This is a genomic window from Cohaesibacter sp. CAU 1516, assembly GCF_005771485.1.
Taxonomy (GTDB): Bacteria; Pseudomonadota; Alphaproteobacteria; order Rhizobiales; family Cohaesibacteraceae; genus Cohaesibacter; species Cohaesibacter intestini.
On record NZ_VANT01000013.1, the window covers coordinates 18,725 to 44,148 of the forward strand.

General features: G+C 54.1%; 25 protein-coding genes. 22 read left to right on the forward strand and 3 right to left on the reverse strand.

Features of this window, described 5'->3' with window-relative positions; genetic code table 11:
- Position 1 precedes the first annotated feature (1 nt).
- From FDK21_RS19360 to FDK21_RS19440, 17 genes are all read left to right on the forward strand, one after another.
- Positions 2-376: a hypothetical protein gene (locus FDK21_RS19360; RefSeq protein ID WP_138150531.1), complete on the forward strand. Its 375-nt coding sequence runs from the start codon at positions 2-4 to the stop codon at positions 374-376.
- Positions 373-1,137 carry a hypothetical protein gene (locus tag FDK21_RS19365; protein ID WP_138150532.1) on the forward strand — a complete coding sequence of 255 codons (765 nt, stop codon included), beginning with the start codon at positions 373-375 and terminating at the stop codon, positions 1,135-1,137. The genes FDK21_RS19360 and FDK21_RS19365 overlap by 4 nt, the downstream gene beginning before the upstream one ends.
- On the forward strand, positions 1,137-1,661 hold the full coding sequence (locus tag FDK21_RS19370) for a phage baseplate assembly protein V (RefSeq protein WP_138150533.1): 525 nt from the start codon (positions 1,137-1,139) through the stop codon (positions 1,659-1,661). Before FDK21_RS19365 ends, FDK21_RS19370 begins: the two co-directional genes overlap by 1 nt.
- Positions 1,662-1,672: 11 nt before the next feature.
- Positions 1,673-1,906: a hypothetical protein gene (locus tag FDK21_RS19375; protein WP_138150534.1), complete on the forward strand. Its 234-nt coding sequence runs from the start codon at positions 1,673-1,675 to the stop codon at positions 1,904-1,906.
- Positions 1,893-2,264, forward strand: a complete 372-nt coding sequence (locus FDK21_RS19380) for a GPW/gp25 family protein (RefSeq protein ID WP_157967744.1) — start codon at positions 1,893-1,895, stop codon at positions 2,262-2,264. The genes FDK21_RS19375 and FDK21_RS19380 overlap by 14 nt, the downstream gene beginning before the upstream one ends.
- 15 nt (positions 2,265-2,279) lie before the next feature.
- Complete coding sequence (locus FDK21_RS19385; RefSeq protein WP_138150535.1) at positions 2,280-3,140, forward strand: baseplate J/gp47 family protein; 861 nt, start codon at positions 2,280-2,282, stop codon at positions 3,138-3,140.
- Positions 3,141-4,265: a phage tail protein gene (locus FDK21_RS19390; RefSeq protein ID WP_138150536.1), complete on the forward strand. Its 1,125-nt coding sequence runs from the start codon at positions 3,141-3,143 to the stop codon at positions 4,263-4,265.
- Positions 4,265-7,498 (forward strand): DUF4815 domain-containing protein, encoded by a 3,234-nt coding sequence (locus FDK21_RS19395; RefSeq protein WP_246657631.1) that lies wholly within the window; start codon positions 4,265-4,267, stop codon positions 7,496-7,498. The genes FDK21_RS19390 and FDK21_RS19395 overlap by 1 nt, the downstream gene beginning before the upstream one ends.
- Before the next feature lie 134 nt (positions 7,499-7,632).
- Positions 7,633-8,628, forward strand: coding sequence for a hypothetical protein (locus FDK21_RS19400; protein ID WP_138150538.1), 996 nt, complete (start codon positions 7,633-7,635; stop codon positions 8,626-8,628).
- A 4-nt stretch (positions 8,629-8,632) separates the two neighbouring features.
- A complete protein-coding gene (locus FDK21_RS19405) occupies positions 8,633-9,199 on the forward strand; it encodes a hypothetical protein (RefSeq protein WP_138150539.1) in 567 nt (188 codons plus the stop codon).
- 84 nt (positions 9,200-9,283) lie between these two features.
- A complete protein-coding gene (locus FDK21_RS19410; RefSeq protein ID WP_138150540.1) occupies positions 9,284-10,558 on the forward strand; it encodes a hypothetical protein in 1,275 nt (424 codons plus the stop codon).
- 12 nt (positions 10,559-10,570) lie between these two features.
- A complete protein-coding gene (locus FDK21_RS19415) occupies positions 10,571-11,089 on the forward strand; it encodes a phage major tail tube protein (protein WP_138150541.1) in 519 nt (172 codons plus the stop codon).
- A gap of 77 nt (positions 11,090-11,166) precedes the next feature.
- Positions 11,167-11,406 carry a phage tail assembly protein gene (locus FDK21_RS19420; RefSeq protein WP_138150542.1) on the forward strand — a complete coding sequence of 80 codons (240 nt, stop codon included), beginning with the start codon at positions 11,167-11,169 and terminating at the stop codon, positions 11,404-11,406.
- Between the two features lie 196 nt (positions 11,407-11,602).
- Positions 11,603-14,260 carry a phage tail tape measure protein gene (locus FDK21_RS19425; protein ID WP_138150543.1) on the forward strand — a complete coding sequence of 886 codons (2,658 nt, stop codon included), beginning with the start codon at positions 11,603-11,605 and terminating at the stop codon, positions 14,258-14,260.
- Complete coding sequence (locus tag FDK21_RS19430; RefSeq protein WP_138150544.1) at positions 14,260-14,700, forward strand: phage tail protein; 441 nt, start codon at positions 14,260-14,262, stop codon at positions 14,698-14,700. The genes FDK21_RS19425 and FDK21_RS19430 overlap by 1 nt, the downstream gene beginning before the upstream one ends.
- The gene (locus tag FDK21_RS19435; protein WP_138150545.1) at positions 14,700-14,927 is read left to right on the forward strand and encodes a tail protein X; all 228 of its coding nucleotides are present in this window, start codon (positions 14,700-14,702) and stop codon (positions 14,925-14,927) included. The genes FDK21_RS19430 and FDK21_RS19435 overlap by 1 nt, the downstream gene beginning before the upstream one ends.
- Positions 14,927-16,039, forward strand: coding sequence for a contractile injection system protein, VgrG/Pvc8 family (locus FDK21_RS19440; protein WP_138150546.1), 1,113 nt, complete (start codon positions 14,927-14,929; stop codon positions 16,037-16,039). The genes FDK21_RS19435 and FDK21_RS19440 overlap by 1 nt, the downstream gene beginning before the upstream one ends.
- A 195-nt stretch (positions 16,040-16,234) precedes the next feature.
- Here the strand turns inward: FDK21_RS19440 and FDK21_RS20705 are convergent, their stop codons facing one another.
- Positions 16,235-16,405 carry a hypothetical protein gene (locus tag FDK21_RS20705; protein ID WP_171022180.1) on the reverse strand — a complete coding sequence of 57 codons (171 nt, stop codon included), beginning with the start codon at positions 16,403-16,405 and terminating at the stop codon, positions 16,235-16,237.
- A gap of 225 nt (positions 16,406-16,630) precedes the next feature.
- Between FDK21_RS20705 and FDK21_RS19445 the strand changes: the two genes are divergently transcribed.
- From FDK21_RS19445 to FDK21_RS19460, 5 genes are all read left to right on the forward strand, one after another.
- Complete coding sequence (locus FDK21_RS19445; RefSeq protein WP_138150547.1) at positions 16,631-17,338, forward strand: peptidoglycan-binding protein; 708 nt, start codon at positions 16,631-16,633, stop codon at positions 17,336-17,338.
- On the forward strand, positions 17,335-17,655 hold the full coding sequence (locus FDK21_RS19450; protein ID WP_138150548.1) for a hypothetical protein: 321 nt from the start codon (positions 17,335-17,337) through the stop codon (positions 17,653-17,655). The genes FDK21_RS19445 and FDK21_RS19450 overlap by 4 nt, the downstream gene beginning before the upstream one ends.
- A gap of 2 nt (positions 17,656-17,657) precedes the next feature.
- Positions 17,658-18,002 (forward strand): hypothetical protein, encoded by a 345-nt coding sequence (locus FDK21_RS19455; protein WP_138150549.1) that lies wholly within the window; start codon positions 17,658-17,660, stop codon positions 18,000-18,002.
- A gap of 249 nt (positions 18,003-18,251) precedes the next feature.
- Entirely contained in the window at positions 18,252-18,407 is a 156-nt protein-coding gene (locus FDK21_RS20710; protein ID WP_171022182.1) for a hypothetical protein, read from the forward strand.
- 656 nt (positions 18,408-19,063) lie between these two features.
- Complete coding sequence (locus tag FDK21_RS19460; RefSeq protein ID WP_210238850.1) at positions 19,064-20,158, forward strand: DNA cytosine methyltransferase; 1,095 nt, start codon at positions 19,064-19,066, stop codon at positions 20,156-20,158.
- Between the two features lie 26 nt (positions 20,159-20,184).
- Here FDK21_RS19460 and FDK21_RS19465 read toward each other — a convergent pair whose 3' ends face one another.
- Positions 20,185-21,849 (reverse strand): response regulator receiver domain, encoded by a 1,665-nt coding sequence (locus FDK21_RS19465; RefSeq protein WP_138150550.1) that lies wholly within the window; start codon positions 21,847-21,849, stop codon positions 20,185-20,187.
- A gap of 13 nt (positions 21,850-21,862) precedes the next feature.
- Complete coding sequence (locus FDK21_RS19470; RefSeq protein WP_138150551.1) at positions 21,863-24,829, reverse strand: ATP-binding protein; 2,967 nt, start codon at positions 24,827-24,829, stop codon at positions 21,863-21,865.
- Between the last annotated feature and the right edge of the window lie 595 nt (positions 24,830-25,424).

Genomic DNA, 25,424 nt, shown 5'->3' on the forward strand with positions numbered 1-25,424 from the left:
TATGGCGACCGTCTCCGCTGGCATTAACAACCAAGTTTTTGGTGAGCGCTATCTGATCAGTCGGGTGGCGCGCGACCAATATGGGAATGTTGATGAGAGCGGGGCGGTCGAGCCTTTTGAATGCGTGGGTGTCCCGCAAGAGAAAGAGTTTTCGCAAAAGCTCGATGGCGAGCGGATCGGCGTCAACTTTAAGGGCGATGTGACCCTGACGGTGCCGTTTATCCGGTTTCGAAAAGTTGACTTGCCGCCGGGCTTTATCTTCAAGGAATTGGATCGGATCGAGCAGCTCGACCATGAGCGGAATGCTTATGTCGTTGAATATGCGCCTCCTGCGTCCTCCAATGGCCTGATCAGCGTCAAGGTGTCAGTGGCATGATTATCAGATCCATTTTGCAAATGCTGCTTGTGCAGGCAATCAAGGCCGCTGAGACCCTTGCGGGGCAAGAGCGGGTGTTTGATGCTCTGATCGGCAATATCATCAAGGACAAGGCGCACCATTGTGCGCCTATCGTGATTGTTAATTCCGAGGATACGCAATTGTCCCTCAATCCCTCGGTGTTCAAGGGGCGATCTGAGCAGACCTTTCTGATCTCAATGGCGGTGCTTTATGCCGATGAGCAAGCGGCCAATGATCCAAGCCGACAAAAGTGGAAATTGCCTTTCTCGGATCCGGGGGCGGTGATCTATCTCTCGCGTCTGGAGCGAGGTGTCTTGTTCGCCTTGCAACCCGAAAGCAGCGAGGCGGCTGAGCTGTTCCATGATGGGTTGGATCTGGTAACCGGCAAGAGCATGGTTGGCGGTGGTCGCAAAGATGGGGTGCGGTTTGCCGCGCGTGAGATCCATCTGACCACGCGCATGCTGGCCGAGCCTGCGCCTAACAAGCCTGCCTCCGGCTGGGTGGATCGGGCGCTCACCTATCTTGAAAATGTCCAAGAGACGGCACGGCATGCGGCTCTGTTGCGTGCTGATCTTAACGGGGACCCGGCGGCGCTGCCGCAATTGGCTGAGCTGGCTGAGCGCAATATGAGCAGCTTTGATGCTCAATTGCTGGGGCTTGGTGATCTTGTGCCGGATGAGGGCGGTTTTGTCTGGTTGCCGGTCGATGGTCGTGACCCGGCTGATAAGGTTTTGGATTGATGGATCCCTTTCAGGAAATCTTATCGCGGCTCACTGTGGCTGAGAAGCGGATCGAACGGCTCATCCGACCGGGCCGGATTACCAAAGTTGATGGTGACTTATCTGAGGTCTCGGTCGGGCCGGGTGACCCTATCCGCGCGCGTAAAAAGAGCTTTGCGGCGGGTGCGGTCAAACTCAACATTACCGCAAGTGAGAGCGAGCCTGTCACACTCTTTTGTCCCAATGGCGATGCGCGACAAGCTTTTTACCTGCCCGGTGATTGGACTGGTGAAAATGAAAATCCTTCTGAGGGGCCCGATGAGCTGAGGCTGACGGTCGGCAAGACTTCCTTGCTGATCAAGGATGGTCAAATTCTGGCTGAGGTCGATGGCAAGCGTTTTGAGCTGACCGGCTCCGGGATCCGCACGGTCGGCAATGTCGATCTTGATGAGGGTTATGTCAAAAATAACGGTGTGACGATTGATGAGACCCATACCCATGGCGGGATTGCAGAAGGTCCGGCGCGCACGCTCACACCAAAATGAGGAAAGAAACCATGTCCAAGACAATCAAATGCAAGGTTACTGACAAGGCCGGTGAGCGGATCAATGGCGCGCCGGTCAAGCCGGGGCAGACAATCGAGCTGAGCGAGAAACAATTCAACCATTTTTGGTTGCTCGGTCATGTCACCACCTCGGCGCATGAAAAGTCCGAGGCAAAGGCCAAGGCTGCGCCAAAGGTTGACAAGGCTCCGACCGTGTCGCGTGCAAAAGACGATGCCGGGGATTGATCGCAACACTGGCAAGATGGCGAGCGAATGGGATCATACGATCCAAAGCATTCGGGATTACATCTTGCCGACGCCTTTTGGTGTGCGCGTGATGCGTGAGGATTTTGGCTCGCTCATCCCCTTTATGTTGCTGCGCGAAAATCTCGACAATGAAAATGCGCTCCTGATGTTTTGGGCGATTGCTTTGGCGATTGACCTTTGGGAGCCGCGTTTTGATGTCAAGCGGGTCAAGCCTGCTGAGACGGTGACCACCCGGCGAAAAGGCCGGTTGCCGGTCGCGGTCGTTGGCGATTTCATGCCGCGCGGTCATCTGGGTGATTTCACGGTCGAAAAGCACAATGTCTCTGTGCTGCTTTAGGGTTGGAGAAAGTCAATGTCCAATAGCCTTTGGCCTGAGGGCCTGCCTTTGCCGACCATGGTCAATGAGATTGATTATGAGGCTTTCTTGGCGGCTCGGATTGATCGGGCGGTCGAGGCCTTTGCAGCGCAAGGGCTGACCTATGACGTGGAGGCGCTGGAGACTGACCCGGCTGTGATCCTTCTGCAGGTTTCGACCTATGAAGAATTGATGATGCGGCAAAGAGTCAATGAGGCGGTGCGGGGGCAATTCCTGCCCTTTGCGACTGGCAGTGATATCGACTATCTGGGCTGCTTTCACAAACTGCCTCGGATGGCGGGTGAGAGCGATGATCGCTATCTCACCCGGATTGTGCTCAAGACCAGCTCCGGCGATCTTGGGGGCAGTGAGCCGCATTATAAGCTCATCGCCATGAGTGCCGATATGCGCGTCGCGGATGCCAAGCCCTATCGGATCGGGCGGGATCCGACCGTCCATGTGGCGATCATCTCGACCGATAACAACGGCGTGCCGGATGCTGAGTTGCTGGCGGCGGTTGATGCGGCTCTGCAAAGCCCTGAGGCTCGTCTGACCAATGACACAATCATCGTCGGGCCTGCCGCACGGGCGGTGACCGATGTGCATGCGCGTGTCTGGCTGTTGCCGGATGCCTCGGTCACGGTGATCGAGGAGATGCGGGCTCAGCTCATCGCAGCATGGTCCGAGATCATGCTGCTGGGCCGCGATGTCAATGACACTTGGCTTAAGGCCAAGCTCTATCATTCGGGCGTGCATCGCATTGAGATCGTCTCTCCGGCCTCTGACAAGCAGGTGCCTTTCACTGAGGTGGCGGTGCTCGGTGAGGTCAATCTGGAGCTCGTCGGAAGGGCTTTTTAAATGTCTCTTGCATCGTTGTTGCCATCGAACGCGACCCCATGGGAACGCGCGATGGCTGACGCCATGGCCATGCCTCAAGTCTTGCACAATGCCATTGGCACGATGCGGGGCTTTAAGCATGATCACCCGTCACCCTCCTTTCTTCTGCCGCTGATCATCGAATATGGGCTGACTGAGCTGACGCCCTACATCGCAAACCAATATACCCTCGTTAATGAGGGGCCGGATTGGACGCGGGTGCGCTCCAGTGATGGGGCGGTCGCGCTGGGTCTCGGCTGGCTGGATCTGGTCGCTGAGATCGAAAAGGCGCGACCGACCCGGACCTATTGGAACCAAATCACTCTCCTGTTTTCCAGCCTGCCGGGGAATGATGACCCGCTGCTGGAGCAGATCGAGGGGGTGACGCGGCTGTCAATGGCCATGCGGTCGGACCTCTGGCGCGGTGTCTTTGCCTATGACGTGCGGGCCGCCGAGGCGGATGGCGCGCGGCTTGACAATGCCATGTTGGATTTCTCAAGCGGGATCCGGGTCAAGGAGGGCGGCGCGATCTGGTCTTTTGGCCGGACGTGGGAAGCGGATTTTCTGCTCTCTCAAGCGGTCGGTGAGGCGCTCGATCTCTGGATTGATGAGCCGGTCGATGAGAATGCCGGTCTGACGTGGGCTGATGCCGATATCCCTTGGGGTGAGGCCAATTTCCCCTGGGTGTCGGACGCGGTGGCGCAACGGCGTCTCGTGATGATGAGCCAGCTCAAGCGGCTGACTTATCTGGTTGGCCTGTTTGATGAGGCTGGTGAGGCCATTGGCTATCGTCGGGTACGGGCGGTCCATCCGGTCGGCGTGGCGGTCGATGGTGCCTATCAGTTTAACGGGGTCTCTCTGGCGCCAAGTGAGGCGGGTGATCGGCTCTATGTCGAGGCGCTCACGGCGTTTGATGACGCGGATCTGATGACCGCTCACCATATCGCGCTGATTGCCGAGGCTGACATTGCCGAGGGCACCTTGCCCGGTCGGATGTGGCTGACCCCTGATCTCGTTTCTGGCGGGGTCGAGATGGCGCGGCAAGCGGTCGAGATCCCATTGCGCAAGACTGTGCGAGAACAACTTAAATTTCAAGTGAGGGTATGATGGCAACGCGGGATGAATTGAATTTTGTGATTGACCGTGCGGTCGATAAACCTGAGTGGAAAGGCGTGACCTTCCACGGTGAACAACCGTTGATCCAAGGCGGTGAGCTCAATGAGCTGCAGACCATTGCGCGGGCGCGCACGCGGCGGATCGGCAACCTGATCGCCAATGATGGTGACCGGATTGCCGGGGCGCTGGCGATTGTCGATATTGAGGCCGCTGCCGTGACGCTGGAAGCCGGTGAGATTTATATCGCTGGTGATGTGCTGACGGTCGAGGCTCAAGTGCTTGATCCTGTCTCGATGGTCGGCCTTGTTGAGATCGGTGTGCGGCTGATCAAGAGCGAGCTGACCGATGAGGAATATCCTCAGCTCAAGGGTCAGGTGCCGGGATCGGATGCCGAGGGCGAGCCGGGTGCGGCGCGTGAGATCTGGTCTCTGACGTGGGGCCTTGTCGATGATGGCGGTGATGGCGATTTTTATCGCGTCTATTCGCTGCAGGATGGGGCGATCATTGATCAGACCCCTCCGCCTGCGCTGGAAGGCGTGACCGCGGCCATCGCGCAATATGACCGCGTGCGTGGCAATTACATTGTATCGGGCTGTCGCGTGACGGCGCTCGGCAAAGATGGCACCAAGCAGTATTTTTCTATCGAACAGGGCGAGGCCAATATCCAAGGCCGCAAGCGCACCCGCTTTGCCGCGCTTCGGATCGGCCATGAGGAGGATTTTGAAGTCGCGGCGGTGCCGGGTGAAACCCATGTGATTGCCAGCTCAGATCCCACCACACTCACGGTCGCCTATGCGCCGATTGCCGAGGTCAGCCAAGTCCTGATCGAGAAGGAAAAGACCGTCCAGATCACGCGCGGCACAATCGCCAATGGTGTGGATGGCCTGCCTGACAATAGCGTCACCAGTATCATCTCTGTGGTGCAAGGCGGCACGACTTACGTGCGGGGGACGGATTACCAGCTGACTGCTGGCGGGGTGGATTGGCAATTGCCGGGTGCTGAGCCTGCTGAGAGCACCACCTATAACGTGACCTATCGCTATCGCGCGGTCGTGGTGCCGGATGCCTTTGATGCCACCTCGATCACAGTGTCGGGCTCGGCGGCGGGTGGTCAGGCGATCCTCGCCTATACCTACAAGCTGCCTCGGATTGATCTGATCTGTTTGGACAAAGACGGTTTCCCGGCTTATGTCAACGGCGTGCCGGGCTCAACCTTGGAGCCGCAAAGCCCTGCGGATTTGCTCAAGCTGGCTGAGGTGCACAATGATTGGTTCGGCACGCCAACTGTGGTCAACAATGGCACCTTTGCTCCGACCTATGATGAGCTCGCCCGGCGATGGGCGCATATGGAAAATATGACCCGCATGCTGCAACTTTCCCTCCTGGAGGCGCAAGCGGTGCGGCGGGACAATGCACGGGTGCGCAATACATTCGTGGATCCGTTTCTCGATGATAGCAACCGCGATGCGGGTGAGCCTCAAAATGCTGCGGTGTTTGGCGGTCTCTTGCAATTGCCGATTGCTTCGACCTTTTACACTGCGCCACTTTCTGGCCCGGTGCTCCTCGACTATGTCGAGGAGGTGATCATCGCGCAAGAGGCGCAATCAGGGTGCGAGCCGATCAACCCCTACCAGAACTTTAACCCGATGCCAGGGGCGATGGAATTGTCGCCTCAGGCGGATTATTGGACGGTCTCAACCACCGAATGGGCCTCTCCGGAAACGGAAGAATTCCAGCGCGGTACGCGGTGGGATGGCGGGCCGCTCCAGACCGTAGACGAAAGCACCCGCTCTTTGGGGTCGCGTACCGAGCAGGCTGAATTCATGCGGTCGATTTCGGTGACGGCCACGATCAAGGGCTTGTCGGAAGGCGAGCAATTGGCTGAGCTGACCTTTGATGGCCGTGATGTCAAACCAGCGGGCGTGCAAACTGCCGATGCGCAAGGTGAGATCGAGGTTGCTTTCACAATTCCTGAGGGCGTCACCACTGGCACGAAACAGGTCTTTGCCAAGTCTGCGGCGGGGCTTGAGGCGTGGGCGGCTTTCACGGCTGAGGGGTCAATCAATGTCGAGACCCTGCAGCGGGTGACCTCTATCAGCATTTGGCAACGGGGCGTGGTCGATCTGGTCGAGCAATCGAGCAGTGACGGCTTTACCAACTGGAGCCAGCGGGGTGGTGGCGGATCCGGGGAAGGGGGCAACACGGGGGACAGTGACCCTCAGGCCCAAACCTTCACGCCTGCGGAAACCCGTCAGGTCATCGGTGTGGATTTCAAACTCTGTGCCATCGGTGGTGAGGAGAACTCAATCCTCGTCAATCAGGTGACGGTAGAGAATGGTGATCCAACCTCGGACATTGTCTCTGAGGGCTTTGTGCCAATGGCGGGCGCTGCCGTGGGATGGAAAGGCGCACGCTATCGTCTGCCCGTCTTGACCGAAAGTGACCGAGAGCATGCCTTTGTCATCAAAACAGATGACGGGGTGCATGCGGTGGCCGAGGCGACCTTGGGCGCGCTCGATGTGGTCAATCAACGCTATATTACGGCTCAGCCCTATACGGTCGGCGTGCGGCTGTCGTCCTCCAATGCCAAAAGCTGGACGCCTCATCAAAATTCGGATCTGACTTTCAGGCTGATCGCGGCGCGTTACACGCAAACCACCAAGACAGTGGATCTCGGCTCTCATGCCTTGGTCAATTGCTCTGATTTGCAGGTGCGGGCCGGGGTGTTTGTGCCGTCTGGTGACTGCTCGGTGACCTTCGAGATCGAGCGCACCAATGGGGTGATCTATCGCCTCACGGCGGGGCAGGTCTTGTCGCTGGATGAATATATCACCGAGAGCGTCCAATTGCGGGCGGTGCTGCGAGGAACGGAGAAGCTTTCGCCGATCCTCTTTGCGCCAGTCATCCTGATCGCCGGGGAGATCGCCCAAAGTGCGACCTATATCTCCAAGGCGTTCAAGATCGGGGCCAATGTTCGGCTGACTGATTATTTTCGGGCGTTCCTGCCGCCGGGTGCGGGGGCAAGTGTCCATTATGATCAGGCTGATGACAATTGGGTCGAGCTGCCACTGACCGAGACCGAGGCTTTGTTTGAAAACCATTGGTCGGATCGTCGGCATGAGGCGTCCGGTGTCAGTGCGGTCGAGGGGCGGGTCAAGATCACCCTGACCGGCGGACCTGACGCTCGGCCTCTGATCGGCGATCAGGCTGCGGCCATCTACTAGGAAAAGGCAAGGTTATGACAACAACTCCTAACCGCAATTATGGCCTAATCGGCTTTGGCCCGAATGGCTGGATGTCTGAGGATCTAGCGACCTTCAACCTCAATCTGGGCAAGATTGATGGTGATGTGCATGCCTTGTTTGCTGCCCTTTCTGGCAAACGCGATGCGGATGCCAGCATCGGCATGGACAAGGTGACGGGCCTCAATGATGCCCTCACCGGCAAGGCGGCGGCGGGCCATAGCCACAACTTGGCCGATCTCGCCGATGTGGATGCCGCTCAGGCGGGCGAGGGCTATCTCCTCGCCCGTCAGGCCGGAGCTTGGGTGCCGGTCAGCGTCAATGCCGTCTTTGGGCAATTCTCGGTCAATATCAACTCTGTTGATGGGCTGGCCGATGCGCTCAACGGCAAGGCGACGAGCGATCACAATCATGATGCTCGGTATGTGCGTGCCGATCAAGCCAACGTTATCAGCAACCCTTTGACCTTTGCTGATAATGTTGATCTCAGGCTCGGCAGCGATGGGGATTTGCGGTTTACCTTCAACGGTACAAACAGCTATCTTCAGAGCTTCTCGAACGATCTTTATATCGTCAATCGGGCCCACGGTCGCGAAACTTTCATCCAGGGTGAGAAAGAAGATGGCACGGTGCGCACGGCCATTACTATTCGCGATGGGCATTACCCTGAGCTTTTGTATGACGGCGTTTTAAAGATGGCCGCATATTCCGGCGGGGTTCGTGCCTATGGTGCAATGCAGGTGCATGAAGGCGGAGCGGATCGCAATGTCTTTCATGCTGGGAATGTTCATGCAAACTTCGACCTGACCAATGGCCTGTTTGGTGGCGAAGTGCCCACTGCATATGCCTTGAAAACGGAGCTTCCATCAGTGCCGACCGGCTTGGTTACGGGCGTAAGATTAAGTGCTGAAAGCTATGTTCGGGCTCAGTCCGGTGGATCGTCGCAATGGTCTCCAATTCCTCACGATCTACACGTTCCTGCGGGATCCCTTGTTACAGGCTCAAAATCAGCCTTCGAATATGTATCGGGGGCAAACCGCAATACGCATTACCAGTTTTACAAGTATCTGCAAATCCAAGTGGACGGCGCTTGGGTGACAATCTCGGGGTGATGATGTGAAAAATCTTGGCGACTTTACACGATATGAAAAGCCCGACAATCCGTTGAATATTCTGTATTTCAAAAACGCAAGTGGTGTGGATTGGTACAGTTTGAAAGAAGAGCAGGGCAGTGCCTTTGCTCTCGTGTCCGAAGGGCTAGTCACCTCGGTTGCGGTGGATATCACGGCGCTTGTCCCTGATGGTCAGTCTGTGATTGTGATTGAGGATGGTGAGACCATCCCGCTGACTGGCTGGGCCTTTGATGGCGAGATCTTCACTTCTCCGGCGGTGGAGCCTGAAACCCCGCCACCCCTCAAAGATATCACCCGCGCCCAATTGATCGATGTGCTCCTCGATCTTGATGTCTATGAGGATCAGGTGACCGCGCTTCTGGAGGCAGAAGACTATAGCGGGGAACCAGACCCGGCCAAGGCCAAGGCCCGCGCTCTCAACGCATGGAATAATGCAAGCTACTATCGGCCCGATCATCCTTTGATCGATCAAATGCGCGCGGTTCTGAACCTTACCGATCAAACCCAATTCGAAGCCCTGTGGCGCGAGGCTGAAAGTCGCCTCGTCTGAGCCTCACCAAACGCAAACCTCTCACCACCCGCCTGACGCGCGTCAGAGCGGGTTTTTTCATGTCTCTCTGAATGGAGAAAATCAATGTCAGATGTTGCTGTCGGTCTGTCGGGCCGTTGGGATCTGTCCAATCAAGCCCGACCGATCAAACAAGCTGATTTCGGTGTGCCGAGTGTGACCGGTATTTGCCAGAATTTGCCAGAAGGCACCGAGCAAAACCGCTGCTACACGGTCGCCACCAATGACCCCGATCTGGTCGCTCGCTTAGGTGAGGGGGATCTGGTCGATCAGATCCGAGCCATCGGTCGCGGTCTGCCAAGTGGCAAGCAGGCGCTCAATGTGACGGTGGTCCCGGTCAAGGATAGCACCGAGACCGATCCAACCGCTAAACGCAACGCCAATATCGCAGCCTTGCGTGGCTTGGATGACCAAAAGACCGGGGTCTTTGCTCTCAAGCATGCGGTTGCGCAAGGGGCGCTCATGCCGCGCCTCAATACGATTGCGGGCGGGTATGATGCATTCATCCAAGACAATACCGCAAATCCCATTGTGACGGCGCTGACGGCGGTCAATGCCTCGACCTTTGGTCATGCCTTTATCAATGGGCCAAACAGCACCGAGGTCGAGGCCAAGGCGGTGCGCTCGCTCTATTCTGATGCCAGTCTCACGATGATTGAGACCGGTGTGCAGATCGCCGATGAGAGCAACAATCTGGAGACGGTCGGGGCGTCTGGTTTTGTGGCCGGGTTGCAAGCGGCGGTCGATGCCGAGCATGATGGTGTTCCGTCTCATGTGGCGGGCAATCGGGCTTTGCGCATTGCCGCGCCGGGCCGTGAGATGACCTTTGATTGGATGGATCCATCGACGGAAGGTCAGCAGCTCCTCAATGCGCAATGCGATATCATCGTGCGCGGTCGCGTTGGTGATGACTTTGCGGCGGGCGAGGGCGGCATGATCCTTGTGACCTGCCACACTTTGTCCAGCGATCCGCTGGAGATGTATTACAACGTTGTGCGGATGCAAAATTACATCCTGCTGACGCTGTTGCGCTCCTACAAGGTGTTCCTGCTCAAATACAATATGAACCCCAAGCGGGCGATCAAGGCGGTCATCAAACAGACCAACAATTGGCTGGTGGGGATGGCTCAGCGGGAAATCATCTATTCCGCTCCTAAAGTCCTGTTCGTGCCGGATGCTGAAACGCCAAACGATTGGCGCAAAGGCAAGCTGGCCTTCACGGGCCGGGCCGAGCCGCGTGCCCCTCTCACCCGGATTGATCTGACCATGGAGCGCGACGATGCCGGCATTGAGCTGGAGATCGCCGAGCTCGAAACTTTTGCCAAAAACTTGAGCCTGTAAGGAGCTGAAACCATGGCGCAAAAATTCAAGGTAATGAAGCGGGTTTCCGCAACTTGCTCCGAGCTTCCTGATCAGGTCTTTGCCGAGCTGATCGAGGAATTGGGCTTTCCCGCTTTGGTGGATGGCTATGAGGATTTTGATGGCGCTGGTGCATCTGGCCCGACCATTGAGATCAGCACCGGCCAAATGGAAAAGCTGACCATGACCCTCAAAATGCTGGGCAACCATTCGGATCTTTATGCGGTCTTCCGTAAAAAGGCCGCCTGGACCTTTACCGGCGTTGTCGAGGATGAGGTCACCGGCGAGAAAGTGCCGCATGAGGTCACTGCGACCTGTCGCCTTGGTGGGATCACCCCTGAGGCCAAAAATCGCACCGGCCTGCATAAGCATGACTATGAGCTGAAAAGCATCATGGCGGCGGATATCTCCGAGGACGGCAAAGAGCTGTTTGGCTGGGCGTGGGGCGAAAGTCCTCGCTTTGCCGGTGTCAAGATCGAGGCCGAGGATGATGCGATCCTTGGCCTTGTTTAAGGCCCTTATTTCTTCCCTCTCCTGAGGCGGGCCATGGCCCGCCTTTTCTCAACCAATCTCATCCTAAGGAAAGACCAATGACCGAGAGCAAAAAGAAACTCACCTTTTCCGATCTCACTTTTAAGGAGCCGACCGGTGGCGATATTATTGATTTTTATGCTGAGCTTGACGAAAAAGAGCCGGTCCTCGTGAGCTATTGCAAGGCGGCGGCGCTCATGGCCGGTGTGACCCTTGATGATATTCGCTCAATGGATCCGCAATCTTTCTGGTCGGCTGCGGCGCGCGGTAAAGCAGCTTTTTTTCCCGATCTGATCTAGTTGCTGACTTTACCAAAGCCAACCCGATCAAGGTGGATCTTTACCGGGTCTGCTTTGAGATCGGCTCAGCGACCGGCTGGTCGCTATCTGAGCTGATGGCCCTGCCTCTTGGTGAGCTGGGCTTTCTTCATTCCCTAATCCCTGACAGGTCGTCAGCCGAGTGATCGGGTGACGGCTTTTCTTTTCGAGGTGCGCCATGTCAACGCGGGAAATTGAAACAAAACTAACGGTGCGGGGGGTCGATAAGCTCACCGGGCCTCTTGGCAAAATGTCCGGCGCGGCTGGCAAATTCGGTGCCAAGGCAAAGCGTGAGTTGGGCCAGCTCCAAAAGCTGCGCGGGCCGGTCAAGCTGATCGAGGATTTTCGCAAGGCTGAAAGCCACCTCGGCAAGTCGGCAACCAAAATGCGGACTGCGCAACAGCGAGCGAAAGAGCTTGGTCAGGCCTTTAAGAATGCTACTCGACCAACCACAAAAATGCGAGTTGAACTGGAGCGGGCGCAAAGTGCTGCGCGAAAGGCTTCCTCAGAATTCAAGGCCAACCGGGCGGCATTAAGAGACAACCGTGAGGCACTCAAAACCGCCGGGATTAGCGTCAAGAACCTGGCCGATAAAGAGCGCGAGCTTGCCTCTGCGGTCGGCAAGGTCAATTCCCGTCTCGACACCAACTATTCAAAATTCAAAAAGGTCACGGCTCAACAGAAACAATGGGCTGAGGCAAAGCGCAAGCTTGATGAGAGCCTAAACCGGGCGACTGGTCTGACGGCAACGGGTTATACCGGGATCCATACCGGGCGCCGGGTCTTGTCTGGCTTGAAAAATCCGGTCGATGAGGCCAAGAGATTTGAGGAGGAAATGCAAGGTGTGCGTGCAGTCACACGAACTTTTTCCACTAGCGCCATGAAGGATAAAGACAGAACGGTGCGTGAAGCAAAGTTTCAGGCGTTGCGCAAACAGGCATTGGATTTAGGCGCTTCGACCAGCTTTACCAATGCCGAAGCGGCAAGGGGGCAGTACTATCTTGGTGCTGCTGGTATGACTTCAAAAGAGATTATTTCGGCAATGCCTTCTGTCCTTAGTTTGGCCAAGGCGGGGCGGACCGATCTTGCAAAAACGTCTGAAATTTCTGCCGGTATTTTGCGGGGCTATAAGTTAGAAGCGGGCGAAATGGGCCGTGTTGCTGATACACTGGTTGGGACATTTACTCGATCCAAGGTGAGTGTGAAGGATATCGGCGAAACGCTCGGTTATGTAGGGCCAAATGCCCAACAGGCAGGGGTTGAGCTTGAATATGTGGCGGCTGCAACGGGCAAGCTCGGCGATGCCAACATTATGGGATCGCGGGCAGGTACGGCGCTGCGTGCTGTGATTTCCCGCTTGGCTGGTCCGCCCAAAATGGCCGAAAAGGCGTTGGCAAAGCTCGGTGTGGCAACAAAGGATGCTGAGGGCAATATGCGTCCAATGGCGACCATTCTGGATGAGCTGCATGCCGCTATGCAAAAGTATGGAAATGCGGAGCGATTGGAGTTTGGTAAGCAGATTGCAGGTGAAGAGGCGGCGAGCGGCTTTGCTGTGCTGTTGGATCGTAAGGATGAGATTGTTGCGCTGGCAAATGAGCTAAAAAGAGCACGTGGAGAAGCGACCGAGATATCCAAGGTTATGGGTGATGTCGCCAAAGGTGATGAAGATCGTCTCGGCTCGGCATGGTCGGCGCTCAAAACGGAAATCGGCACGCAACTTTTGCCTGATTATCGGGAGCTTTTGCGCACCACCACCGAGTTGATCAATGCCGGTCGGGAATGGGCCAAGGCCAACCCGGAATTGACCAAGACCATTGCCCTGTTGGCCGGATCCGTTGGCACCTTGTTGGTGGTCGGCGGTGGCGCTGCCTTTGCTTTGGCCGGGGTTGTTGGATCCGTTGCCTTGCTCAAGGCAACTTTCCGGGCGGGCAGTCTCGTGCGGGCCTTTGGCACCTTTGGCAGTGCGCTCGATGATTATTCCACCAAGGCGGATCGGGCGGCTAAGAAAACCCGCTCGCTCGGCTCGGCCTCTCGCAAGCTGATGGGCAAGGCCGCAATGGGTGGGGTGCTTGGAGCGCTGGCCCTGATGGATGATCCCGGCATTAAAAAGGTCGAGGATGTCACGGCTGAGGATCGCAAGCGGATTGATGCAAAGCATGCGTCTCAAGAGCAATGGGCGCGTGACCTGCCGATCATCGGTGACCTCTATAAATGGGGGCAAAGCGCGCGGTCTAGTCTGGGCTTGGGCCAATCGCCCGGCGCGGGGTTGCCGATCCGGGATGATCTGGCCTCCAAGCAGCAACGCCTGCAGGCGGTCAATGCACAAATTTCGTCAGGCGGCGGCTCTGCCAGCCTTGAGGCTGAGCGGTCGCAATTGTCTGGTGAGATTGATGGCCTGACCGCGCGGATCCGTCAGGCCGAGATTGACAAGGCCTTGCAGGCTCAAGCCATGGGCGTGCGGTCTGCACCTCTTGCTCAGGCCTTGGCGGAAAAGGCGGCTCAGATCCGGTCTGTCAATGTGTCAGGCGGGGCCGTGTCTAAGCCTGTCGATGGTCAAAGGGCCTTGGGTGGTCCGGGTTATGCCGGGGCCTCCTACGAGGTCAATGAGGACGGCACCGAGATCGCCACCTTTGCCAAAAATGGCCGCGTCCTATCTCGCAAGGATAGCATGGCGGCGGTGGCTGGCCGTGGGGGTGGTGAAGTCTTTGCCCCTCAGATCACAATCAGCGGCGGCGGGATGGACCCGGCGGCGATTGCTCAGGCGGTGCGGGCCGAGATCGAACGGCTTTGGCGTGACCAAAAGATGAGCAGCTTTCATAATTCGGAATTTGCGTGATGTCTGATCTATTTGTCATTGATGGGGTGGTGATCAAGGGCCAAGTCTTTGGCGGCTTGAGGGCCTCCCAATCGACCACCGCGCGGGTCGCTCGCAAGGGCGTCTTGGGCGGTCGCCAGACCCATGAGAAGATCGGCAAGGGTGACAAGAAATTCACCCTTGAGGGCAAGATTGCGCCTTTCGAGCTTGGTGGCTTTCCTGAGGTCACCGGGCTTGAGGAGGCGTGTGATAATGCGGTGCCGGTCTTTGTGGCGCGTGGGGATGGGTCGGTGCTGGGCTGGTACACAATCGCCTCGTGCGAGATGTCTGACCGGCACTTGAGCGGTCGAGGGATCGGGCGGGTGATTGATGTCAGCCTTGAGCTGGAATTGACGCTCAAACCGGATCGGGTCGCGGCCATGACCCGGCTCAAAAATCTGATGGAAAGGCTCGGCTTGTGATGTCTGATTATGATGTGATCAAGGTCAGGGCGACCGGCCTGAAACTGTCTGGCCTGCTCTGGTCTCACTATCGGCGGCGGATCGTTGGTGCGGTCGAGGCGGTCTTGGTGTCAAATCCTGGCTTGTCGGCTTTTGTCGAGCTGCCGCTCGGCGCTGAGATCAAGGTGCCGGTCGCCTCCAGTTTCGAGGCGGCTGAGCAGATCACTGCAGTGAGGATTTTTGACTGATGGGTGCAAGCTATTATGCGGTGTCAATCGCTGGTCAATTGCGTCTGTCCTGTGAGGACGATCCCGCGCGGGTGATCAGCCTGACAATCAATGATCCCGATGAGACGGCGGCAACCGCTTCCCTGACGCTCGATGACAAGGATGGGTCGATTTATCTGCCGCAAAAGAATGACCCGGTGTCGATCACCTTGGGACGCTCGAAACATGGCGCACAAGAGACATTCCGGGGCAAGGTGAGCAACGTCACCTCAAGCGGCGGCAGTGGTGGCCGGACGCTGGCGGTCTCGGCTGATGCGGCGGATCTGACCGGCAAGGCCAAGCAACCCCTGCAAAAGAGCTGGCAAAATAAGACGGTGAAAGAGATCCTCACCGATGCGGCAAAAGAGGCCGGTCTCCAGCCGCCTCGCATTGATGAGGCAATCGGCAAGATCACGCGGGTCAGCGAGGTGGCGGATGGTGAGAGCTATCTGGAATTTGCCAAGCGGATCGCGCGTGAGGTCGGCGGCAAGTCGAGCCTGTTTGATGACCTGCCGGTCATGATCGAGGCCAATGGTGGCAAGTCGGCGAGCGGGCGCTCGCTTGTGCCTGTCGATATTGTTTGGTCCGAGCAATCGCCTAACCTGACCGGCTGGTCGATCTCGCCAAAGCAAAGCAGGCCTGCACATTCGGCCTTTGCTTCGCGCTATTTCGATTTTGAAAAGGGTGAGGTGGTTGAGGTCGAGGCCGAGGGTCAGAAAGAGGCTAAGGCCAAGGCGCGTTCCAGTGCCTCGCTCAAGGCAACGAAAGAGGAGGCCGAGGCTGCGGCCAAATCGGACAAAGAAGGCGCTGAGCGAGCGGCTGGGAGCGGCACAATCACATGTGATGGCAATTCCTCTCTCTTTGCCGGTGGTCTGATCAATCTGAAAGGCGCGCGCGCTGGTGTAGACGGCCAATATCGGGTCAAGAGCTGCACCCATACGCTCAACGCCTCAGGCTATCTCTGCAACCTGTCCATAGAGCTGCCAAAGGGCGGGGCCGGGAAGGACACGCGCAAAAAGCAGGCCTTACCCCGGTCGAGCGCGACCCAATCCAGCCAGCCGAGCGGATACGGTGTGACCTTTGGCGGGGTATGAACAAAAACCCCGCACCCGGTGGGAAGGTTTCGGAAAACTGACTAAGAAAGAAGTTTAGTGCAGTTTCGGGTTGTATTTCTTTTGATTGCCTTTTGTTCTTCTTATGGTCTTGCATCTGCACCGGTATGCACAGTTTTATAACAACCAGTGATCGGCAGTCGGGCACCAAGTTGACCAGCTTCAGCCAAACTCAGATCAATGAAATGTGTAGTCTTTGTGGCTCTGGACACAGCGATCCAGCGCCTCGACGCGTGCATCTGTTAGCAAGGCGCGCAGGTGATTGGCTTCGGCCTCATTTTCGGTGAGCAAGATGGCTCGGTTTATGAGTGAGACGATTTTGGGCCATGGGGCAGGATTGTCGGACATTCTTTTCTCTTCATCACACTGGGACAGATCGGATCATAAAGGGGATTCGATGATTCCGCTTGTATTAAATCAGGGCAATGGGGTGTGTTTTGATCACCTCGTGCGCTTGTAGATCGATGCCGTAGCGGATCCAAGATTTGGCTGCTGAGTGGCCACAATAAACACCTCACCAAAATGACTTGAGATAGCTGCCCTTGAGGCGGCTTTTTTTATGAGGATAGAGACATGAGAAACCTCTCGACCGAGCAACTCCGGCGCGTGCAAGCACGGCTCAAGGCCTTGGGTTTTGATCCGGGGGCTATTGATGGTGTGCCAGGGCCGATGACCTCGGCGGCGATCATCGCCTTTAAAAAGTCGGTCAATCTCAAACCGCGTGATAAGGTCGGGCCGATCACTCTGCGGATGCTGTTTGAGGTCAAGACCGAGGCCAAAGGGGTGGTGCTGGACATTCCGCCTCTCGCTCGCCCACTCATCCAGCGGCTTGGCTGGCATGAGGGTCGCAACACGCTCGATCTGCTGGGCTGGTTTCGCGCCTTTGGCAAAGTGCTGGGCAATCCTCAACAATTGCCTTGGTGCGGCGAGGGGGCGGAAAATGCCGCTTTGGAAATGTTTCCATCGGTGCCGGTGCCGTCCAATCCGTTCTTTGCGCAAGACTGGCGCTTTTATGGCGTTGATGCTGGCGGGCCGCTGGTCGGATCTTTCGGGATCATCCGTTGGAGCGCCAATGCTGGTCATATTGGGGTAGTTGCCAACTATGACCGCAAGACCGGCATGGTCACACTGCTGGGCTGCAATCAGAAAGATCAGATCCGCTATGACAGTTTCCACATAAGTCACTTCATTGCGTTTCGCGTGCCACCTTCCGAGGCTGGCAAGATCTATGCGCCTTTTGCAGGGACGCGGCCATCCTCTGGATATGGGGCAACACGATGAGCGAGACAGTGCCAAAAACAAAGGGCTATTTGTTGGCCGATCCTGCCTATGCTCATGCGTGGCGGGTGCGGCGGCTTTGGCGCCCTCTCTTCTCTTTGGTTTATGTCGGCTTTTTTGCTGCGTTGGGGCTGACGGTTCTTTTCTTGCTGATCGTGGGGCTCGCTCAACTTGCTGACGCGTCCAACTTGCTGATTGCTATGGTTGGTGCTGGCGGCTTGGTGACCGGGGCTCATACGGTTGGCCGGTCGTGGGAAAAGCGTCACGGCGCTGACGGTTTCTTTCCGCCAGATCCGGGGCGCATGGAGGCGGGTGACTGATCATGATCCTGTCGCTTTTATCGGATCGGCGCTTGTGGCTTGCTTTGGCTTTCCTCCTGGTCGTGGGCGGTGCCTATGGCAAGGGGCGGCTGGATCAATCCCGCATTGCCGAGATCAAGGCTCAGGAGGTGCAGCTCGATCTCAGGGATAGCAAAATCGAGAACCTGACCCGATCCATCAAGATCAATGCCGAGGCCTTGGAAAGTGCTGTTATTCGCGCACAAGACCGTGAGGCCGAACAATCAAACCTTGAGCAGAAGGTAAAAGACTATGAGGCGCAACTTGGTCAGGCTGATGCTTGCATCCTCACTGATGATGACGTTAGCCGGTTGCAAAACATCCGGTGAGCCGGTGGCGGCGGCTCATTTGCCGCCCATGCCTGCCGATCTGCAACGTCAGTGCGCGGATCCGGGCGTCCAGACCGGACGAGATGCACGGGCGGTGATCGCCCGCCATCGTCAATCCTTGGCCGAGTGCCGCAATCGTCACCGCGACACTGTGCAATTCTATGAGCAGGTGCGCGGCGCGCGTGTGAGGGCTGGCCAATGATCTCTCAGTCGGAAACCAAAGTAGCTGCCGCATTGGGGGTCAATGGAATGGCATATTATTGGGATCAGTATTTCAATCCCATTTTGCAGGGCGTCCTGCTGATCTTCACTATCGTTGCCATGTTCATGCTGATCCTGAATAGATGGCAAGACTGGCGGATCAAGCGCAATCAGCTCCGAGAGGCTGAGGTCGCTGCCAAATAAAACAAAAGCCCGCCGGTTAATCCCGGCGGGCTTTTTTGGTGTCTTGCTGGCTGGGCGCAATGCTGCTCACATCATTGATCAAATCGCTCGAATTAGCTTTTTGTTGTCATACCGGCGCAGCGCAGTGTTTTCTGCGTTTGACTAAGAAATCCGGCTGGATTGGGCGGTGAGCGGATCTCTGCCGTGGGTGTGAGGTTTCTGAAGCTGGCAGTTGAAGCGGACATTCGAGGTTTCTGGGAGCTCGCCCCGGCAATAGCGGCATGATCGGGCGGAAAGTGGATTTTCTGTACGGCAACATGGTTGTTTTGCCTGCGACAAAGCGGACATCTATCATACTGATTGAACTGGTCTTGCTGCAAATACGATACAGGGTGGATAGTGGTGCTAGATTGGCTGCCAGTGAGAGATCGATGATTCACCGTGGCCAACGATCTTGCGAGCGGGCAGGTCTCTAGACTGATCAAATGAGAATGAAACCTTACATCTGGCACTGAAGTCGAGTACAATTGGAACAGTGAAAACTCAGTTGATTTACTATGAGTTCTATTCAATCAAAAAGGCACAACTTGAAAATTGCATCTTGAGATCACACCGTGCCCGATGTATCATCTATTCTAAAATTATCTGTTTTATATCAAATGGCTAGGCGTTGATCCGTGAAAGAATCCAAAGTCAAATCAGACATCTGGCGACAATCAAGGCCTTCGGTGCACAAGGCATTGACTGCAGTGGATCTTTTTAGTGGTGCGGGAGGCATGACACTTGGGTTGAAGCAAGCTGGCTTTAAGGTGCTAGCAGGTATTGAAATCGAACGAATTCCTGCCGCGACCTACACTATCAATCACCCTGAAGTTTACTGCTTTCGAAAAGATATTCGCGAGATTGGCGCTGTTGAGCTCTTAAAGGCCATTGGTCTGAAACGAGGTGAGCTAGATTTGTTGGCTGGCTGCCCTCCTTGCCAGGGCTTTTCAACACTCAGAACTCGAAAAAAGTCAAATGCAGTTGTGGATGACCGGAACGATCTTCTTTTTGAGTTCCTTAGGATTGTAGAGGCAATTTCACCTCGATCAATTATGATGGAGAATGTTCCTGCGTTAACAAAAGATAACAGGATGAAGACGTTTTTGAAGCGGCTTTCTGTTCTTGGCTACAAGGTCGGACGAAAAAATGTCAGGGTAGAAGATGCTTCGGAATATGGTGTTCCGCAGCGCCGCTACAGGATGATCTTACTCGCGTCCAAGACCGGTCAGATCAAACAAGCTGAAAAATCAGAACCTATTACTGTCCGGAAATGCCTCGAAGCAGTTCGTCTTGCGCCCGTTGGTGAAACGGGTGACCCGCTGCACGACCATGTTCCAAACAGAGCTCCTCATGTGGCTGAAATTATCCGCAATATACCGAAGGACGGGGGGTCGAGAACATCGCTACCAGAACATCTGGTACTTGATTGTCATAAGAGCAAAAAGTCTGGCTTTCGCGATGTGTACGGACGCATGTCTTGGGACAAGGTTTCCCCTACAATGACGGGTGGCTGCGGAAATCCATCAAAGGGGCGATATCTTCACCCAGAGGAAGATCGTGCAATAAGCCTACGGGAAGCGGCATTGTTTCAAACATTTCCTGCCGATTATCAGTTTGACCTCACTGAAGGGCGCGGCAAGGTTGCGCTAATGATCGGAAATGCGCTGCCCCCGGAATTCATTAGGCGGCATGCTATTGAAATATCGAAGTCATTGACTGGTATAGAGTAATTTCTGCAAGCTTTCGTAGTTAGTATTTAGGATCTCTTTTTCCTATATGGTTCAAACTCATCAAAGCCAATCCTTGACATCTGTTGGCTAACGTCCTGCGAAATTCTTAGCGCTCTTTTGTATTTTAAGTTTGCTAACCACCGAAAATCGTTGTTCTCGTCGCAGAGAACGTGGAAAATGTTCTTCTCTGCGTCAAATTTTATTGGAACGCCACCGTTATCAGGATCGATCTTCCCAAAATTTATCGTCAAAGATTTTGTGTAACAATTTGAAGGTACCGCGAGGCCTATGTAGTTAGGCTCTCCCTTAGAGTTAAGGTGGGGGACTACGACATGTGGCGAGCTTTGAGCAATTTCTAGCGGTACAAAGAAAAACAGTCCATCGCCTCGGGCAGCATCACAAGATGCTTGCAGGCATAGTAGGTAGCCACTTTTCTCAGAATAAAGAACTGAACCCAGTCCGAGCTTTGGCTGTGCGTTACGACTTACTTTGCTCAACTCGCTCGAATTCGAAGTGCTTAAGAATGAAAAACGCATCATTGCTTGATTGGCTTCATCTCTAGATGAAGCAAAAACAGTTGTAAAATCGCTTTTGAAGTTCGCTTGAGAGGGCTTCGCGTTACTGTTATTTTCAATTCTAATCTTAGCGGAATTTAATATTTCCTTTGGCCAATTATTTTCTTTGCTCTCAATAATGGTCAAAATTTCATCCAACGAAAAATGAAATTGTTTTTCAACTCCGTTTTTCATGTAACGCAGTACAAAATTATGGGTTCCAGCAGCTTCAAGTCGGCGCTTAATGGCATCAAGTGTAGCGTATTTCTCGGCAACTTGGGACTTGTTAACTTCAGACTTCATCGCACTCATAACGATAGAAACAGCATAATCCATAGAATCCGAAGAGTTTTCCAATAGAGCGCGATGGTGGAAAAATGGACCGTCAAGGTCAGATGAGAATTTGCTCAATACATGGTGGGTTGAATCGCGAATGGCAGAAATGGTGGCAAGAGCGACATTGGATAAGAGGCCGCTTGAGAGCTCCGCAAACGATTTGAGCAATTTGTTCGGAAGCTGTACTTCAGACACTGCACCCTCTAATTTTTCATTGCCCATCGACTTCTCAATCCACACCAAACGTAGGCCAGCCGAATTAGAGAGGACTTCTTCGTTCTTGACCACCGTTTCTGAGATTTCTGAAGCGGCGTTGATCCTATGAGCAATTTTATCCAGGATGTCATCGCGATTCTTGTTTCCAGTGTAAATCGCAATGAGTCTCAGACGACCACCAATATCCTGGTCTCCACGAAGAATTTCTTTAATGATTTCAGATGCTAGCTCGCCGTCATCACCATCGTTCATATGCCAATCTAGGGCAACGATGTCAGCTCTTAAGGAGGCCTTTGCGACACTTTCTGCTACACTAATCTCATCTCCAGTAGGGTTAACAACAGAGCAAACCATCCCCAAGTCTAGGGCGCTCTTTATTAACCCCTTTGCGTCTAGTGGATGTGAACGCTTTGCTTCAGGTTTCTGGCTTTCCTTCTGGGCGGCTGCAACATCGTGCCTACCAGGTGTCTTAACCTCAGCGATCGGTTTCTGTTCGACCGAGTCAGCTACAGGTTCGTCATCAACTACGATCATAGTATATGCGAAGGAGCTAGCAGCGTTGTATTGGTCGTTTGCAAAATTCATTTGATCAAATCTTCTATTGAGACATCTTTGAAATACGGAAACAGGCACCGGAATTGGGCGTTGGTGGATCTAAGCTCAGTTCGTAACCAAGCCTACCAAGCGCCTGTCTTGAAATATGCAGCCCCATCCCCCTGCCACCCGGCTTACGAGTAAAGTTAAGCTCAAAAATGTTCCTGACATCAATTCTACTCACCCCCCGACCGTTGTCTCTCACACAAAGGTCGCCATTGTCTTCAATTAGTTCAATGATACCCACGTCGCTTCTAGCGCTAGAGGCCCAATAGATCGCATTATCGATTAGGTTGACGAATACAGGGTAGAAGTCTGCGTGAAAACCATGGAGCGTGTGGGCCTTAAACCCCTGATCCGCGACCAGTTGTACGTTGTGGCGTTTGAGGCGCTTCTCAAATAAGTCAGACACAAATCGAAATATGTCACTGCCTTTGATGTCAACAGCAGTCGACTGCAGCTTCCGGTCGAGCGGGTTAAACAATGCCAAGTAGCTGTCCAGATGATCAAAATTGACGCGCATATCATCGTAGAGGCGCTTCATGTCTGGATTGGCATGCGCCCATGACTTCATACGCCTCAGGCCGTCACGCAAGCTACCAGCGGTCTTTCCAAATTCATGATTGATCGTGTTAAGCGCCATCCCAATTTGTGCGAGCTCGAAATCGACTTCTTGTCGCTCGCGGAGCGCAACGACCTCTTCTTCTAGCGCTTCAGTGACTTCGACCATATCTGAACCGTTGGATTGGGTTGATGAGAGAACTGCTTCGAGTTGACTGTAAATTTTTCTTAGTTTTTCGCTCTCTCCTTCGAAAGCGTCGGCTACTAAGGTTTCGAAAGCCTCTCGCTGTTTTGAGAAATCGAACTCTGCCTGCTCACTACTTTTAACAGCCTCTAGTTCGGCAAGGACCTCATCAACGACTTTCGATACGGTTCGAAAACTGTTTTTTGTTGTATCCCTGACTGTGCGTGTCAGGTCTGTGAGGGTTTCTTCGGTTTGCGTCCGTAGAGACTTCATCGATGCAAGAGTTTCATGCGTATGCTTTTTAACAGCCGCATTAAGTCGCAGCGATGGTTCAAGGTTCAGCTTGTTATTCTTTATGGTCGTTGTGACGATATTCTCGATTTTCTTTTCGGCAGGCAAAACCAGATCATTTGTTATCCAGCCCATTTCTGTTTGGTAGGCCTCCCAATTGTTTCGTAGTTCAGTATTAAGGCCAACACCTCGAGGCTTTGAGATTGCATGCTCTTTGCGAAGTTGGTCTAATTGCAGCTTCGCAGCGGCTTCTAGGCGACCAATTGCAAGTGCCTTTGCTTGAGGGCTCTTCTTACTATTGAGTTCGGAAAGCACGTCTTCTTCGAAACCTGAAACCGTATCGGAGATAGTTTTTGGTAGCCGTCCTGAGTCTATGACCTTGAAGAATTTCTTTAACTGCGCATCGAACTTGTCTTTTTTGCCCTTAGATTGCTTCTCGCGCTTTTTTCGAACTTCATCAAGGTGTTGAAGTTCATGCCGTTTCTCAATCCACTCGTCAGAATACTTGCCGCTTTCCCGAAAGAAGTCCGCCGCGGATTGTATGAAAAAATTGATCAGGATACTTCGAAACTGTCGATAAGCCTTATCCTCGCGAAAACCTTCCCTCCCTGCTTTTTCTACCAAGTTGGGATTGTCACGAGATGTGAGTTCTACCGCCCCCATAATGTTCCTGAATGAGTAGTAGGCTGTTGCTGCTCGCAAGTTTCGCCGGCGTTCAACATCTAGGAAATCGAAGTCAGGGCCCCCATATGGTTGAACTCGGATCCCGTCTTTGTAGATGTAAACGCCACCATGGCGTTCAAGTTTACGTCGGATTTTAGCGTGCTCTGTCGGGCCAACCAGCGAGTCCGTTGGAGTTGGTTGGATCACTGCGATTGAAAAGTCAAATGGACCGCATCTAGTCGGTCTACCATCTGCGTTTGGCCAATTGAGAACATACTCCGTTGGAAGTGTTTGATACACACCGACCTTCCCGTGAAACTGACCGAATTCATCGAAACGTCCTCGAATATGATGATCGACTTGCTTGAACTCTTCAGGGCTAAAGAAGGCTTTCTCTCCAACCCGCTCTAAGGGTTCCCCTTCATCAACGTGATCTCTAAATCGAGTTATGATCTTCGGTTTCCGGAAATCCGGCGTCATAGTATTTGTGAAACCAATGAGGTTTTTTTCGAACCTTGTAGCCTTGGTGGATTCATCCCGCTCATCAATATCGTCTTGGATGATCTCGTCTGCAGGTAAAATATAGAAATGTGTACCGGAGCCGTTTAGTTCGAAGGAGGGCTTTCCTAGGTATGTGGCTGCATCGCGAGGATCGACTTTGAAAGCATCCATGTCCTTGCGGATAGTCTTCGCAACCTTCTCGTCGACCCGGCTTGATAGGATGTCCAGGCTTTCCCTCGCCTTTGCTATCATCTTTTGCACGTCTTCTAGGGTCGGCAGAGAATCAGCTTTAAAAGTTTCAAGTGGAATAACGATTTCGTCGAGATCGATCCCTGGTAGCTCAAACAGTCCCCAATGGATGTAAGCAGCGGTAATGCTATCTTCAGCTTTTCCATCGACTTTTGCGCGAGTGAGTACAAGTACTTGTCGGCCGATTACCGCGATTGCTAGCCGTCCTATACCCTTTTCGCCAAGCAGCGGACGAATATCTTGCTTGCTATCCACCGGAGGGCGTTTTAAGCCTGAAAACGATCCCACCTTGCTATCAGTTCCAAGTGTGAGCCAGCGATCTTCAAAGTCTTGTTTGGTCATACCAAGACCGTCATCTCTTAAGACAAAGAGACCATCGTCCCGAAAGTAGTCGACTTCAGCTTTGGTGGCATATGCATCGTGCGCATTTTTGAAAAGCTCGCTGATAGCAGTGGATATGTTTGCGATTTGTTGGCGACCAAGAAGATCAATGGTTCTCGCTCGTATGTTAAATTTTGCCACTACCCAGCTACCTTATTTGGATGTGAGGTAGGGGACTCACAATCTCACCCAACCTCTCCTCAACTTTAACGTTACCTTGGAAACATTGCGTTGCCAAGATCATAGCGCCTCCAAATTTACTACAGATTTTCAGGAGGAGATCTAGCGTTTTATGTGGCATTCATCATCTTTGCTCCGCAGTCAAGTCCATGACATAACCAAGCCAGATTGTTACAGATCAAGGGTGTTCGTCATTGGAGAGTTTCGTTGCAGCTACACTCCCATATTTGATGTCCGCTAACGGAATGCTGCGCCGCAGTATGCGGAATTTGACTAATGCACGCAACGGGCCGGTTAGCCGTAGAGGTGCATTTGTCTTGAAAGCGGGCCTGCGGAGATAGATCTCTATCTAAGCGTAGAGATGAATTGCAAAAGGTAGAACTGGCGCTTTTCTTAGTGCGGTTAAGGCTCAAAGTCGCGGTTTTGGAGGCGCTTAGTGCTACAGGATAATTTTACAATCTGCGGAAATTTTGATCAAAAACAGCGTTTTTTTTACAAAAAAAATCGCAGATCTGTGCGGATCCGCGATGCTCTACCATTAAACTAATCCCCAGCA

Bases quoted from the DNA above. Each gene is read 5' to 3' on its own strand.
- FDK21_RS19360 (WP_138150531.1), top strand. From the start codon at position 2: ATGGCGACCGTCTCCGCTGGCATTAACAACCAAGTTTTTGGTGAGCGC.
- FDK21_RS19365 (WP_138150532.1), top strand. From the start codon at position 373: ATGATTATCAGATCCATTTTGCAAATGCTGCTTGTGCAGGCAATCAAG.
- FDK21_RS19370 (WP_138150533.1), top strand. From the start codon at position 1,137: ATGGATCCCTTTCAGGAAATCTTATCGCGGCTCACTGTGGCTGAGAAG.
- FDK21_RS19375 (WP_138150534.1), top strand. From the start codon at position 1,673: ATGTCCAAGACAATCAAATGCAAGGTTACTGACAAGGCCGGTGAGCGG.
- FDK21_RS19380 (WP_157967744.1), top strand. From the start codon at position 1,893: ATGCCGGGGATTGATCGCAACACTGGCAAGATGGCGAGCGAATGGGAT.
- FDK21_RS19385 (WP_138150535.1), top strand. From the start codon at position 2,280: ATGTCCAATAGCCTTTGGCCTGAGGGCCTGCCTTTGCCGACCATGGTC.
- FDK21_RS19390 (WP_138150536.1), top strand. From the start codon at position 3,141: ATGTCTCTTGCATCGTTGTTGCCATCGAACGCGACCCCATGGGAACGC.
- FDK21_RS19395 (WP_246657631.1), top strand. From the start codon at position 4,265: ATGGCAACGCGGGATGAATTGAATTTTGTGATTGACCGTGCGGTCGAT.
- FDK21_RS19410 (WP_138150540.1), top strand. From the start codon at position 9,284: ATGTCAGATGTTGCTGTCGGTCTGTCGGGCCGTTGGGATCTGTCCAAT.
- FDK21_RS19415 (WP_138150541.1), top strand. From the start codon at position 10,571: ATGGCGCAAAAATTCAAGGTAATGAAGCGGGTTTCCGCAACTTGCTCC.
- FDK21_RS19420 (WP_138150542.1), top strand. From the start codon at position 11,167: ATGACCGAGAGCAAAAAGAAACTCACCTTTTCCGATCTCACTTTTAAG.
- FDK21_RS19425 (WP_138150543.1), top strand. From the start codon at position 11,603: ATGTCAACGCGGGAAATTGAAACAAAACTAACGGTGCGGGGGGTCGAT.
- FDK21_RS19430 (WP_138150544.1), top strand. From the start codon at position 14,260: ATGTCTGATCTATTTGTCATTGATGGGGTGGTGATCAAGGGCCAAGTC.
- FDK21_RS19435 (WP_138150545.1), top strand. From the start codon at position 14,700: ATGTCTGATTATGATGTGATCAAGGTCAGGGCGACCGGCCTGAAACTG.
- FDK21_RS19440 (WP_138150546.1), top strand. From the start codon at position 14,927: ATGGGTGCAAGCTATTATGCGGTGTCAATCGCTGGTCAATTGCGTCTG.
- FDK21_RS20705 (WP_171022180.1), bottom strand. From the start codon at position 16,405: ATGTCCGACAATCCTGCCCCATGGCCCAAAATCGTCTCACTCATAAAC.
- FDK21_RS19445 (WP_138150547.1), top strand. From the start codon at position 16,631: ATGAGAAACCTCTCGACCGAGCAACTCCGGCGCGTGCAAGCACGGCTC.
- FDK21_RS19450 (WP_138150548.1), top strand. From the start codon at position 17,335: ATGAGCGAGACAGTGCCAAAAACAAAGGGCTATTTGTTGGCCGATCCT.
- FDK21_RS19455 (WP_138150549.1), top strand. From the start codon at position 17,658: ATGATCCTGTCGCTTTTATCGGATCGGCGCTTGTGGCTTGCTTTGGCT.
- FDK21_RS20710 (WP_171022182.1), top strand. From the start codon at position 18,252: ATGGCATATTATTGGGATCAGTATTTCAATCCCATTTTGCAGGGCGTC.
- FDK21_RS19465 (WP_138150550.1), bottom strand. From the start codon at position 21,849: ATGAATTTTGCAAACGACCAATACAACGCTGCTAGCTCCTTCGCATAT.